The sequence below is a fragment of the Nonomuraea africana genome, from assembly GCF_014873535.1.
Taxonomy (GTDB): Bacteria; Actinomycetota; Actinomycetes; order Streptosporangiales; family Streptosporangiaceae; genus Nonomuraea; species Nonomuraea africana.
In genome coordinates this window covers 3235037-3246677 of sequence record NZ_JADBEF010000001.1, presented here as the reverse complement: position 1 = coordinate 3246677, position 11641 = coordinate 3235037, and the positions used below count along the sequence as shown (strand labels likewise).

General features: G+C 71.0%; 15 protein-coding genes. 8 read left to right on the top strand and 7 right to left on the bottom strand.

The window, feature by feature from the left end; translation table 11 throughout:
- Window positions 1–116 precede the first annotated feature (116 nt).
- Both H4W81_RS15365 and H4W81_RS15360 read right to left on the bottom strand, forming a co-directional pair.
- Window positions 117–788, bottom strand: a complete 672-nt coding sequence (locus H4W81_RS15365; RefSeq protein WP_192775431.1) for a WD40 repeat domain-containing protein — start codon at window positions 786–788, stop codon at window positions 117–119.
- 214 nt (window positions 789–1002) lie between these two features.
- A complete protein-coding gene (locus H4W81_RS15360) occupies window positions 1003–1155 on the bottom strand; it encodes a Tn3 family transposase (RefSeq protein ID WP_192775430.1) in 153 nt (50 codons plus the stop codon).
- 91 nt (window positions 1156–1246) lie between these two features.
- Here H4W81_RS15360 and H4W81_RS15355 point away from each other — a divergent pair, with 91 nt between their 5' ends.
- Window positions 1247–1474, top strand: a complete 228-nt coding sequence (locus H4W81_RS15355; protein ID WP_192775429.1) for a hypothetical protein — start codon at window positions 1247–1249, stop codon at window positions 1472–1474.
- Window positions 1475–1944: 470 nt separating this feature from the next.
- Here H4W81_RS15355 and H4W81_RS15350 read toward each other — a convergent pair whose 3' ends face one another.
- Window positions 1945–2367 carry a VOC family protein gene (locus H4W81_RS15350; RefSeq protein WP_192775428.1) on the bottom strand — a complete coding sequence of 141 codons (423 nt, stop codon included), beginning with the start codon at window positions 2365–2367 and terminating at the stop codon, window positions 1945–1947.
- 47 nt (window positions 2368–2414) lie between these two features.
- On the opposite strand from H4W81_RS15350, the gene H4W81_RS15345 reads away from it, so the two are divergent.
- The 6 genes from H4W81_RS15345 to H4W81_RS48645 all read left to right on the top strand — a co-directional run bounded on the left by H4W81_RS15345 (window position 2415) and on the right by H4W81_RS48645 (window position 5551).
- The gene (locus tag H4W81_RS15345; protein ID WP_192775427.1) at window positions 2415–3008 is read left to right on the top strand and encodes a TetR/AcrR family transcriptional regulator; all 594 of its coding nucleotides are present in this window, start codon (window positions 2415–2417) and stop codon (window positions 3006–3008) included.
- 372 nt (window positions 3009–3380) lie between these two features.
- Entirely contained in the window at window positions 3381–3923 is a 543-nt protein-coding gene (locus H4W81_RS15340; protein WP_192775426.1) for an RNA polymerase sigma factor, read from the top strand.
- Window positions 3920–4363 carry a hypothetical protein gene (locus tag H4W81_RS15335; protein WP_225958637.1) on the top strand — a complete coding sequence of 148 codons (444 nt, stop codon included), beginning with the start codon at window positions 3920–3922 and terminating at the stop codon, window positions 4361–4363. Before H4W81_RS15340 ends, H4W81_RS15335 begins: the two co-directional genes overlap by 4 nt.
- 36 nt (window positions 4364–4399) lie before the next feature.
- Window positions 4400–4744, top strand: coding sequence for an alpha/beta fold hydrolase (locus H4W81_RS48650; protein WP_264083169.1), 345 nt, complete (start codon window positions 4400–4402; stop codon window positions 4742–4744).
- Window positions 4702–5307, top strand: a complete 606-nt coding sequence (locus H4W81_RS15330; RefSeq protein ID WP_264083297.1) for an alpha/beta fold hydrolase — start codon at window positions 4702–4704, stop codon at window positions 5305–5307. Before H4W81_RS48650 ends, H4W81_RS15330 begins: the two co-directional genes overlap by 43 nt.
- A 112-nt stretch (window positions 5308–5419) precedes the next feature.
- Entirely contained in the window at window positions 5420–5551 is a 132-nt protein-coding gene (locus H4W81_RS48645) for a hypothetical protein (RefSeq protein WP_264083168.1), read from the top strand.
- 12 nt (window positions 5552–5563) lie between these two features.
- Here H4W81_RS48645 and H4W81_RS15320 read toward each other — a convergent pair whose 3' ends face one another.
- The 3 genes from H4W81_RS15320 to H4W81_RS15310 form a co-directional block, all read right to left on the bottom strand.
- The gene (locus H4W81_RS15320; RefSeq protein WP_192775425.1) at window positions 5564–6076 is read right to left on the bottom strand and encodes a DinB family protein; all 513 of its coding nucleotides are present in this window, start codon (window positions 6074–6076) and stop codon (window positions 5564–5566) included.
- Between the two features lie 63 nt (window positions 6077–6139).
- Window positions 6140–7273: an epoxide hydrolase family protein gene (locus H4W81_RS15315; RefSeq protein ID WP_192775424.1), complete on the bottom strand. Its 1134-nt coding sequence runs from the start codon at window positions 7271–7273 to the stop codon at window positions 6140–6142.
- A 52-nt stretch (window positions 7274–7325) separates the two neighbouring features.
- Window positions 7326–8384: a zinc-dependent alcohol dehydrogenase family protein gene (locus tag H4W81_RS15310; protein ID WP_225958636.1), complete on the bottom strand. Its 1059-nt coding sequence runs from the start codon at window positions 8382–8384 to the stop codon at window positions 7326–7328.
- Between the two features lie 161 nt (window positions 8385–8545).
- Here H4W81_RS15310 and H4W81_RS15305 point away from each other — a divergent pair, with 161 nt between their 5' ends.
- Window positions 8546–8809, top strand: a complete 264-nt coding sequence (locus tag H4W81_RS15305; RefSeq protein WP_318781755.1) for an ArsR/SmtB family transcription factor — start codon at window positions 8546–8548, stop codon at window positions 8807–8809.
- 396 nt (window positions 8810–9205) lie between these two features.
- On the opposite strand, the gene H4W81_RS15300 is transcribed toward H4W81_RS15305, so the two are convergent.
- Complete coding sequence (locus H4W81_RS15300; RefSeq protein ID WP_192775422.1) at window positions 9206–11341, bottom strand: SUKH-4 family immunity protein; 2136 nt, start codon at window positions 11339–11341, stop codon at window positions 9206–9208.
- Window positions 11342–11641 lie beyond the last annotated feature (300 nt).

Here is an 11641-nt window from a genome sequence, read left to right as displayed (position 1 = left end):
CTCTCCGGCCAGCGCCCTCCCAGCCTCCTCCCCGCGCGCCCGGTGACCCGCGCACCCTGACCCCCAGCCCCCACACCGCTCGGGGTTGGCCATCCTGCTTGCAGCAGGCCCCTACATCAGCGTGATGCATGGCGGGCGGTGACGGCAATCGGGCGGCCCTTCACGGTTGTCGCTGTGAGTGCCTGTACGCCGTCGGTGGGGAGTTCGCCGACCTGCTGGCCGGTGGTCACGTCCCATAGCTTCACCGTCTCGTCCCAGTCATTGCCGCTGGTGATCGCGACTGGTTGTCCGCCGACGGTGACGGTGGCGATCTGCTGCACGCTCACGCCGTAGCGGCCTGAGGGGTGGGTGCCGGTCTCCCGGTTGGTGTTGAGGTCCCGAATCCGGATGCTGCCGTTCCAGGAACCGGCCACGGTGACTGGCTTCCCTTTGATCGTGGCGGTGGCGACGGCGCGTACCCACCGGTGATGACGAACACCGGGTGGGCTGATCTCCTCACCGGTGGCGAGGTTCCATACCCGTACGGTCTTGTCGCTGCTCCCGGTCACGGCCAGCGGCTGTCCGGTCGTGACGGTGGTGGCGACTGAACAGACGGCTGCGGTGTGGCCGGTCCGGGGGCTACCGAGTTGCTGTCTGGTGACCAGGTCCCAGACTCGGACGGTGTGATCGTCGCTGCCGGTCACGACCACAGGTTGGCCGTCGACGACGGCGGTGGCGATCGCCCGCACCGGGCCGGTGTGACCGGTGATTGGCTCACCGACCGGCTCGCCCGACGTCAGGTTCCACATGCGGATGCCACAGAGTAATGGATCACGGAGGATTCAGAACAATATCGTCCGCTACGGACTCGCATCGAGACATCAGGCATCAATCCACGACTCCGCCGGGGCCCTGCCCTGTTACTTGACGAGGACGTCAGAGCCTCGTCCGCTCCCGCTCTTCCACCACCACACTGCCTTTCACCACACTGCCGTTGCCCGCATCCCGGCCTCGGGCGTCCCGCTACTGGTCGGGATCGAAGTCATCGGGGCGCAGCCGGAGTACGTCGGTGGCATACACGCCGAACCGGCTGATGTGCCCGGTCAGGTACGGCGACAGCTGAGCGACGTCCGCGGCGCTGATCTCCCAACCCTCGGCCAGCAACTGGCGCATCATCCCCCATAAGAAGCACCTGCCGGGCGATTGGTGGTCGGCAACCACGCACAGCCTCATTGGGTACGAGTCATGGCTGGAGCGCGACCACGTCATGCTGCTCGACTTTGACCGCACGGTGAACGGCATCGCCTCCCAGCCGTTCTGGCTGTTCTGGACAACGCAGGACGGTAAGACCCGCTCGCACGCACCGGATACTTCGCCCGGCGGCGGGACGGAGCGGGTGTTGTCGTCGATTGCGTGGACGCACCGGCCGATGACAAGCGGCCCATTCGCCGACTTCACCTGGCAGCACGCCCAGGCCCCGCTTCACCTTCCCTGAGACGCGAGGCCGCACGGTCGACGGCACGCCTTCCGGAAGCACCAGCACCCCGGCTCCTGGCGCCTACCGAGCAACATCGAATACATCTCCGACGGACACGCCGCGGAGCCGACGATCGACGCCTACCTCAAGTCAGCGGTCGAACCAGCGGGTCGCTGCCGGCAGCAGCAGGGCAACCATGACGGCCAGCGGGAGACACAGTCAGATCCAGCTGCCCACGTAGTGGAACCCGGGCTTGGGATGCATCAAGAAGTCGTGGTGCGAGATGTTCCAGGCGTAGGCGCCCGCCATGGCGAACTCGACTACATCACCTGGCTCCAACCGGGCTCATGAAATCTGGGCCGAATCCCAGCCCCCCAACCCCTCGCGACCAGAACACCGGGCTCCCGGCCCCGGTCACGACGACCTAAGGCCTGCCACGGTGGGAGCGACGGGGCCGCCCTCGGTGAAGCGCGGGCGGCCCCGGGGGGTCACTGTGCGTCTGCCGGGTTGACGTACTGCTCGATGTACTCGCCCTGCGGCGGGATGGGGGTGATGACGTCGATCAGGACGCCGTTGGGGTCGGCCACGATGAAGTGGCGCTGCCCGAAGTCCTCGCTGCGCAGCTCCAGCTCGGCGGGCAGGCCCTCGCGCACCACCAGCCGCTCCCACTCGGCGTCGACGTCCTCGACCTCGAAGTTGAGCAGCAGCCCCTGCGCGGCCCTGCCGAGGTAGCGCTCGGGGAGCGTGGGGTGGCTCGGGTCGAGCAGGGCCAGCTCGTACGGCCCGCGGCGCAGGCTCACGTACCAGTCGGCCTCGAAGGTCGTCTCGAAGCCCATCAGGTGGGTGTAGAAGTCGTGCGACTCCTTGAGACGGGTGGTGCAGATAACCGGATAGAAGCTGGTCAGCGTCATGGCGCGTCCTTTCACATACCGACGGTATGTGAGCATACCATCGGTATGTGAACGGGACGGCGAGAGCGCGGCAGCGCGAGGAGACCAGGCGGACACTTGTACGCGAGAGCAGGCGGTTGTTCGCCGCCCACGGCTACGGCGCCGTCGGCCTGGCGGAGATCGTGCGCGCGGCGGGGGTCACCAAGGGCGCGCTCTACCATCACTTCGACAGCAAGGCGGCGCTGTTTCGCGCGGTGGTGGAGCAGGTGCAGCAGGAGGTGGGCGAGCGGGTGGCCGCGGGGGCCGACGCCAAGGCGGATCCGTGGGATCAGCTCGTCGCCGGCTGCGAGGCCTTTCTGGCCGCGGGGGCCGATCCCGAGGTGCAGCAGATCATGCTCATCGACGGCCCCGCCGTCCTGGGCTGGAACGAGTGGCGGGCGATGGACGAGGCCGCCTCCGCCCGCCACCTGGCCGAGGCGCTCGCCGCGCTGGCCGAGTCGGGAGTCATCGCCAGGCAGCCGCTCGAGCCGCTGACCCACCTGCTGTCGGGCGCGATGAACGAGGCGGCGCTGTGGCTGGCCTCCTCGACGGGCCCGAACGACCTGGCCGACACCCAGGCCGCTCTCGTGCGAATGCTGGAGTCGCTGCGCGTGCGTTCCTGACGGGCTCAGCGCACTACGAGCGCCTAACGGAATGATCTCTGCTGTGTCTGTCCCAGGAGTGGCCCCATGGCCGCTGCGGGGGCCGAGGTGTTCGGCGCCGACCCGGCCACCATGGTGGCCACCGCACGCTGACCGGTCGCTGCAAGGGCGGCAGAACCAGTGCCTACCCGCCGGCGCGATCAGCGGCCCTCACCCTGACAACAGGCGCGTGACAACGGGGACAGACTTCGCTGACCTTCGGCGGTGGGCCGGTCGTGCCAGGCGCAGGACGGCCGGCGCCAGGCACGGGACGAGCAGGAGGATTTCTCACGTCCTGTCCACCTCGTGAACCCGCGGGGCTGTATTCCCGACTGTTGTGGGTGAGGAGGCAGGGTGACTGACGAACTGCTGGTGGTGCGGTGCCAGCTCGGAGAGCGCGAGGCGCTCGCCGAGCTGGTGCGCGCATGGCACGACCCGGTGTGGACCTACGTGCGGCGCATGCTCGACCACGGCGACGCCGACGACGTGGCCCAGGAGGTGTGGCTGGCCGTGGTGCGCGGCCTTCCCAGGCTCCGGGAGCCTGGAAGGTTCGCGCCGTGGCTGTTCACGATCGCGCGCCGCGCGGTGACCAACAGGCTGCGCGAGGAGTACGGCAGGCAGGAGACGACCACGGCGTCCGGCCAGGTCACCGAGCACGCGGACGAGCAGGTGGTCGAGGACAGGGCCGAGGTGATGGCGGACAGGGCCGCGCTGGTCGCGGGGCTGTCCGGGCTGCCCTTGGTCGAGAGGGAGATCCTCGTGCTGTTCTACCTGGAGGACCTGTCGATCGAGGACTGCGCGCAGATCTGCGCCATCCCGGTCGGAACGGTGAAGTCGCGCCTGTCACGGGCCAGGCGCCTGCTGAGGGAACAACTGGGTGAGAGGGGAACGCGATGATGGACGCCGACGACATGATCAGAAGGCTGTCCGGGCCGGTGTCGCTGCGCAGGCGCATGGCGTACGTGGTGGCGCTGGTCATGGGGCTGGGCGGGGCGCTGACCACCGGATTGCTGTGGGCCACGGAGGAGCGGCCGCCGCCGGTCTTGGGGGGCTTCGCCGTCCTGTGCCTGGCCTGGGCCTGCTACGGCGGCTGGGCGCTGACCCGCAGGACGCCGCTGTTCGCGCTCGACAGGGTCATCGGCGGCTGGATCGCCGTGGCCGCGACCTGGCCGCTGACCCTGCTCACCGTCGCGCTGGCGGTGGACAGGCCGGGCTGGGCGGGCTGGGCGGGCGCGGCGGTGAACGTGGTGCTCGCGCTGGTGGCGGCCGTCGTGCTGGTCAGGGCCAGGTCGGCGCGGGCGGCCCTGCTGCGCCGCAAGCGCGAGCTCGGCGGCTGATGTCACACTCCTGGCGCCCACACGCTCTCAGGAGGCATGAACATCCTTCGTACACCGGACGACCGGTTCGAGAACCTGCCCGACTTCCCTTTCGAGCCGCACCACATCGAACTCGGCGACGGCATCAGAGTCCACTACCTCGACGAGCGTCCCGAGCGCCCCTCGGGTGAGACGGTGCTGCTGCACGGCGAGCCCACGTGGAGTTACCTGTACCGGCACGTCATCCCGCCACTGGTCGCGGCGGGCCACCGGTGCGTGGCGCCCGACCTGGTCGGGTTCGGCCGCTCGGACAAGCCCGCCGACCCGCTCGCTACACCTACCAGAGCCATGTCGACTGGCTGCGCGAGACCGTCTTCGACCGGCTCGGCCTGCGGGAGGTGACGATGGTCTGCCACGACCGGGGCGGCCTGCTCGGGCTGCGGCTGCTGGCCGAGCACCCGGACAGGTTCCGCCGCGTCGTGGCGACCAACACCGTCCTGCACACCGGCGACCAGGGCGACATGGGGCCCTTCTACGTCCAGTGGCTGCAGGACAGCCAGCGGGTCCGGCCGTTCAGCGCCGGGCAGGTCGTGGCGACCGGCACCGTCACCGACCTCGATCCCGCCGTCGTCGCCGCCTACGACGCGCCCTTCCCCGAGGAGGAGTACGTGCAGGGCGCGCGCCGCTTCCCGCTGCTGATCCCCATCACCCCCGAGGACGAGGCCGCGCCCGCCAACCGGAAGGCGTGGGAGGTGCTGGAGGGGCTGCGGACCCCGTTCCTGTGCGACTTCAGCGACAGGGACTTCGTGCTCGGCCGGGCGCACACCGCCTTCCGCGAGCGCGTACCCGGCGCGCAGGGCCAGCCGCACACCACGATCACGGGCGGCGGGCACTTCGTCCAGGAGGACCAGGGGCCCCGCCTGGCGGCGGTCGTCGACGACTTCATCAGGACGGACACCCGATGAGAACCGTCGAGGCCCGCGCGCCTGGACCACCCCGGCGCGGCCGTCCTCGTGGGCGGCGGTCGCCCGGGGCCTGTGCCGCGGCGGCCGGCCGTACCCGGCAGCGGGGGAGACGGTGCTGGGGCTGCCCGCCGACTTCCTCATCGACCCGGGCGGGCGGATCCTCGCTCACCGGTACGGCAGGCACGCGAACGACCAGTGGGAGGTCGACGAGCTCCTCCTCCTGGCCGCAAGGGCCAGGACGTGAGGGCTGGGACGGCTACTCGCCCTTCACCCCGTCCACGCGCTCTCGCAGCAGGTCCGCGTGGCCGTTGTGGCGGGCGTACTCCGTGATCAGGTGCAGGTACACCAGCCGCAGCGAGTGCTCCCTGCCGCCGTGGGTGAAGGTGTCGTCGAGACTCGCGTCGCGCACGGCCTCGTCGGCCAGCCGCCACTCCTCGACCAGGCGGGCGTGGTCCTGCGCCGCGCCCGCCGGATCGAGCCACCCGAAGTCGGCGCCGGGCCCGCCGTCCTGGTGGATCGCCTCGATCGGCTGGCCGGCGAAGCGCCTGCGGAACCAGGTGCGCTCGACCTCGGCCATGTGGCGGATCAGCCCGAGCAGCGACAGGTCCGACGGCGGCACGGACCGTTCGGCCAGCTGTTCGCCGGTCAGGCCCGCGCACTTGTGCAGCAGGGTGTCGCGGTGCCAGGCGAGATAGCCGACGAGCATGTCGCGCTCGCCCGCCACGAGCGAGCCGCCGGTGCGGGTGATCTCAGGTGCTGTCCATGTCACCCGCACATCCTGCCGTACCACCGCATGCCGGTCACACGGGCACGATGAGCCGGATGGGCCCGATCAGGAGAGGGAGGTGAAGAACGCCCGGACGTCGGCGACGTACCGCTCGGGCTGTTCGAGCGCGGCGAAGGTGCCGCCGCGCTCGTGCTCCACCCAGCTCACCACGTTGTTGTCCCGTTCGGCGAACCTGCGGATCGGCCGCAGGATGTCCTTGGGGAACACCGAGATCGCGGTGGGGACGGTCGCGGGCTTGAGCTCCCACTCCACCGAGGTGTCCTGGTCGGTGTCGGGCGTCTCGACGAAGGAGCGGGCCGCCGAGCCCGCGGTGTTGGTCAGCCAGTAGAGCATCACGTTCGTCAGCAGGCGGTCGCGCGGGATCTCGCCGTCGCTCCACTCGTGGAAGACGCCGGTGAACCAGGCCAGCAGGGCGACGGGGGAGTCGGCCATGCCGTACGCGAAGGTCTGCGGGCGGGCGGACTGGATGAGCTTGTAGCCGTACTGCTCGCTCAGGTAGCGCTCGCGGAAGGCCATGCGCTCCTGCTCGACCTCGCTGAGGTCGTCGAGCTCGCCCGGCAGGCCCAGCGGGAAGCAGATGATGCCGTTGCCGTGCATGCCGACGACGCGCTCGGGGGCCAGCACGCCGACCTCGCGGGAGATCCAGGTGCCCCAGTCGCCGCCCTGCACGCCGAAGCGGTCGTAGCCAAGTCTGCTCATCAGCTCCAGCCACGCCTTGGCGATGCGGGTGGAGCCCCAGCCGACCTCACGGGTCGGACCCGACAGCCCGTAGCCGGGCAGCGAGGGGATGACCAGCGTAAAGTCGGCCGACAGGGCCTCGATCACGTCGAGGTACTCCACGGGCGAGCTGGGCCAGCCATGCGTGATGAGCAGCGGCAGGGCGTCGGGGTTGGCCGAGCGGACGTGCAGGAAGTGGACGTTCTGCCCGTCGATCTCGGTGGTGAACTGTGGGTGGGTGTTGAGCTCGGCCTCGGCCGCGCGCCAGGAGTAGCCGGTGCGCCAGTGGTCGACGAGGTCGCGCAGGTGAGCCAGGGGCACGCCGTACTGCCAGCCCAGCCCAGGGACCTCGTCGGGCCAGCGGACCCTGTCGAGCCGCTCGCGCAGGTCGTCCAGGTCGGCCTGGGCGATGTCGAGACGGAAGGGCCGGATGTCGTTCTGCGGCAAGAGCTTCTCCTCCATGATTCGGTACGCTGTACCGTACATCATACGATTGGAGGGCGCAAGCCAGACTTCACACGGTGACCACGATCTTGCCCACCTGGGCGCCCGCCTCCAGGTAGCGGTGCGCTTCGACGATCTCGTCCAGGTCGAAGACGCGGTCCACGGCGGGCTCGAAGGCGCCGCTACGCAGGCCGGAGGAGACGAACGCCGCGGCCCGGCGCAGCCGCTCCGGATCGTTGGTCGTCTCGTGGGTGACGGTGTAGGTGCGCATGTTCAGCGCGGGCATGCCGAGCTCGAACCCCGGATAGGGGGTCACCTCGCCGCTCAGCGCGCCGTACAACAGGAGCGTGCCGCCGGGAGCGACCGCCTTGGCCAGCTCGACCACTCCAGGACCGGCGATGGCGTCGAAGACCAGTTCGGCGCCCCGTCCTGCGGTCAGGCCGAGCACGCGCTGAGCGACGTCCTCCTCGTCGGTCACGATCACCTCGGCCGCCCCCGCCTTGCGGAGCCGTTCCGCCTTGACCCGGGTACGGGTGGTGGCGATGGGCACCGCCCCGACGCGGTGGGCGATCCGGATCGCGGCCAGGCCCACGCTGCTGGAGGCGGCGGTCAGCACGATGGTGTCCCCGGCACGCATCCCGCCGACGTCCACCAGCGCCCCGTAGGCCGTCAGGTACGGCATCCACACCGCCGCGCCCTCCACCGCGCCGAGCCCGTCGGGACGGCGCAGCACCGCGGACGCGGGAACGATCACGCGCTCGGCGTAGACGCCGTAGTCGTTCATCGAGAACGCGGGTATCACGCTGACCGGCTGGCCGGCCTCGAATCCCGCCACGTTCGCGCCGACGGCCTCGACCACTCCCGCGGCCTCGGTGCCGAGCCGCGCGGGGAACTCCTTGACCGGCTCGATGTAGTGGCCGCTGCGGAACAGCACCTCGGCGCGGTTGAGGCCGATCGCCTCCACCCGGATCACCAGCTCACCTGGGCCGGGCTCGCCGACCTCCACGTCCTCCAGCCGCAGCACCTCCGGCCCGCCGAGCTCGTGGAACCGCACAGTCCTGACCATCACGCATCGCCCCTTGTCGTCGGTGTCGGCGACGCGCAGGCCGCGCCGCCGCGCCTCACTCAAGCCGAAAGTACGGTGGCTGTCAAACTTTGATGCTCATCGTACTTTGATGCGTGTCGTACGATGTGCGCGGGAGGTCGACGAGGTCAATGGCAACGACACGACGAAGTGGTCGGGAACGCATCCCGCCCCATCCGGACATCCAGGCGATCAGCCTTCAGCAGGTGCTCGAGGCCCTGGTCGACCCGGTACGCCGCCAGATCGTCAGCGAGCTGTACGCCGCCGGCGAGGATCTCAGTTGCGGCACGATCGACCTGCCGGTCAGCAAGTCGACCGCCACTCACCACTTCCACGTGCTGCGCGAGGCGGGCCTGATCCGCCAGTACTACGTCGGCACCTCCCGCATGAACGCGCTGCGCCGCGACGAGATCGACGAAGCCTTCCCCGGACTCCTCCAAGCCCTGGTGCCCGAGCGCGATCGGGCATGAACCGCCCGCGCCGCGTCACGGGGAGGGTGTTGTCGTGGGACTGCGACGACGGCGCACAGCGCTCGGATGGGACCCGACCGTTCCGGTGCTCTCACACCGGCCAGACGGCCCCGCCCGGTGCCGAGACCGGTACACCAACGGATCAGGTCAGGCCGCGAGCAACGCCAGGTCTTCGCCCGACAGTCGCAGTGCGCCCGCAGCCATGTTGTCCTCCACCCGCCGAAGGAGGCTGGGCTGTCCGGGTGGCGGCGTCCGGCGAAACCCGGCAGGCGCGGTGATCGAGGCCGATCGGTTGCGCGCCCGCGAGCGCAAGATCCGCCGAGCAAGCACCAACCGCTCGGCACCTCACGCCTGACCGCCGGTCTCGCCAGGACGCGATAGACGCTGGCTGGGACCCTACGTCAGGAGGGTGTAGTCGAGCAGGGTCAACGGCCAGAGCGACTCGTCGCCCGCCATTGCCTGCGGCTCGTAGGTGTGCAGCTCCAGCGCGAGGTCCTCGGCGCACCAGTAGGCCGCGTCGAGGTGCGCCTCCTTGCCGCACCACAGCGCGCGCTCCCGGTGGATCACGTATGCGAAATAGGCGTACGACTCGACATCCCTGTTGGCGATGCGGGCGGTCCCCTGCCCTTCGCACAACTCGTAGACCAGTCCGGTCCTGCCGTCCAGGAAGAGATGCCCGACGTGCACATAGTCGAGCATGAACACCGCGCCCAGGTCGCCGGGCAGGCCGGCGCAGGCGCGCAGCTCCCGCACGTCCTCCTCGGGCCACCATTCGGTCATGGGCTTGACGCAGCGCAGCCTGTCGCCCGTCCAGCCGTCCTCGTGCACGCCGTTTCTGGGCAGGCCGACCTCGGCCAGGAACCGGCGGGTGGGCTCGTGGGTGATGGCGGGGTGGATCTCGTCCGCGGCCAACCGGATGACGCCGCCCGCGCCGTACAGGCTTTCCAGCAGCTCGCGCGTGACTCTGACCGGGGGCCGGCAGAGCGGGAGCGGCGCGATGCCCGCCGGGCCGCCGGCCATGCGTTCGTGCCCGGCCAGGTGCATGCGCGCGTACTCGGGAGGGCCCAGCTCCGCTGAGACCGGCCAGCCGCGCATGACGGCCGCCAGCTCGCCGTGTGCCTCGGGAGGCGGGGCCGCGGCCTCGGCCAGGGCGGGCAGGTCCACGGCATACGCGGGCAGGCCTGGCTCGGCGAGGGGCAGGTGTGCGGCGGCCTCCGCCACGCCGCGGGCGGCCGCCTCCGGGTCGTCGCGGTGGCGGCCGCAGTGCAGCAGCCGCCAGGTGTATAGGCCGATCGGGGCCAAGGCGAGGGCGAGCGTGCCGACGGCGGCGCGGGCTGCCGGTGACAGGCCGTCCAGCCAGGCGCCCGCCACCCGCTCCGCAATGGGCAGGGCCGGCCCCGGGTCGGCGCCCCGGGCGCGGGCGGCGATGGCGGCGAGCGCCGGGGAGGGATAGACCTGGTCCGCAGTGAAAGGGGAGTGCCCGGCGCGCTCGGCCGCGTACCACGCGGTGAAGGCGTCCCGGTCGGTACAGCGCGGGTCGTCCAGGTCCAGCACGAAGACCGGCACGCCGGAAAGCTCGGCCGAGCTGGTCAGGTAGGGCCGCAGGGCGGTGGGGTCGGGGAACTCCACGAGCAGGCGGACACGCGGGTCGGCGACCAGGGGGCGGATCAGCTCGGTGAGGGTGCGTCCGGGGTCGGCGCTCCGGTGCGGGTCGGCGAGCGTGACGAGCACGGGCCGGTCGAGGGCGGCCAGCGGGCGGGCCAGGCCGGTGAGGGCGCGCTCGGGGTCGGCGTCCCCGTGCGCCGGCCCGTCCGGGGCGGCAGGCTCGTCGCCGTCGAGTCGGAGCTGCCGGGCCAGCTCGCGTACGGCCGCCTCGACGTCCATGCCGCGCAACCAGACGGCGGCCTCGGACGGGCCCGGATAGCCTGACCAGTGCCAGCCGGTGGAGTGGCTGAACCAGGCCAGCAGCCGGGTCTTGCCCGAGGCGGGCGAGCCGGTGACGACGCAGATCCGCGGCCCGTACGGGTCCTCGCGCCAGCGCAGCAGCGCCTCGGCGGCGAGCGCGCGGCCGGCGGTGGGCTCGTCGCGGATGCCGCGCTCGGGCCGCCGCTCCAGCCAGGCGGGCCGGGATCCGGCGAGGTAGTCGGGAACCGCGGGCAGCTCGCTGGAGGCGCGCAGCCCTCCGATGGCCTGCCGGGTGAGGGTCCTGACGGCCTCGTGGTAGTCCGCCATCTGCGCCGCGGTCCTGGCCCACTTCTCCCGCACCTCGCTCACGCACGGCCGGTCCTTGTGCCCGATCAGTCGCATGCCGCTGCCGTCGTGCTCGTCGGTGAGGTCTCGCAGGTGCTCGAAGAACACCCGCTGGGCCTTCCGCAGCACGCGGACGTGGTCGCGCAGCCGCCGCGCCTCGGGGCGGTCGCCGAGCTCGGCCAGCACCCCGTCGAAGTGGTCCAGCCGGGCGTCCGGCCAGGGCAGGCCGACGGCGTGAAACGCCTGGGAGAGGGCTCGGGGGAGGTCGCGTGGTAGCTCCATGGCTTCGACGAGCTTAACGCATCATGGTCTCGAGCCTCTTGAGTCACTTCGGCACCAGAATGAAGACGAACGACCCCGAACCGAGTGCCTTCGTTGTGCCCGCTGAGGGCGCGCTGGTGGGTCAGGCTGAGAGCGGTAGCGGGGGAGTGGCTGCCACTCCGCCACCACGCCACGCGCCACTTCGCCATATGCGCCACCGCGGGCTACCGCGTCCTCCTCCTCTCGGCAGCCGCGAAGGCGCGCCCATCGTGGCGGGCAGGCAGGCGGGCGCGGTCCGAAGCAGCGTGCCCGGCGCAGGAA

What these genes read in the sequence shown, in the direction of transcription:
- H4W81_RS15365 (WP_192775431.1), bottom strand. Translation starts at nt 788, where the DNA reads ATGTGGAACCTGACGTCGGGCGAGCCGGTCGGTGAGCCAATCACCGGT.
- H4W81_RS15360 (WP_192775430.1), bottom strand. Translation starts at nt 1,155, where the DNA reads ATGATGCGCCAGTTGCTGGCCGAGGGTTGGGAGATCAGCGCCGCGGAC.
- H4W81_RS15355 (WP_192775429.1), top strand. Translation starts at nt 1,247, where the DNA reads ATGCTGCTCGACTTTGACCGCACGGTGAACGGCATCGCCTCCCAGCCG.
- H4W81_RS15350 (WP_192775428.1), bottom strand. Translation starts at nt 2,367, where the DNA reads ATGACGCTGACCAGCTTCTATCCGGTTATCTGCACCACCCGTCTCAAG.
- H4W81_RS15335 (WP_225958637.1), top strand. Translation starts at nt 3,920, where the DNA reads ATGATGGACGCCGACGACATGATCAGAAGGCTGTCCGGGCCGGTGTCG.
- H4W81_RS48650 (WP_264083169.1), top strand. Translation starts at nt 4,400, where the DNA reads ATGAACATCCTTCGTACACCGGACGACCGGTTCGAGAACCTGCCCGAC.
- H4W81_RS15315 (WP_192775424.1), bottom strand. Translation starts at nt 7,273, where the DNA reads ATGGAGGAGAAGCTCTTGCCGCAGAACGACATCCGGCCCTTCCGTCTC.
- H4W81_RS15300 (WP_192775422.1), bottom strand. Translation starts at nt 11,341, where the DNA reads ATGGAGCTACCACGCGACCTCCCCCGAGCCCTCTCCCAGGCGTTTCAC.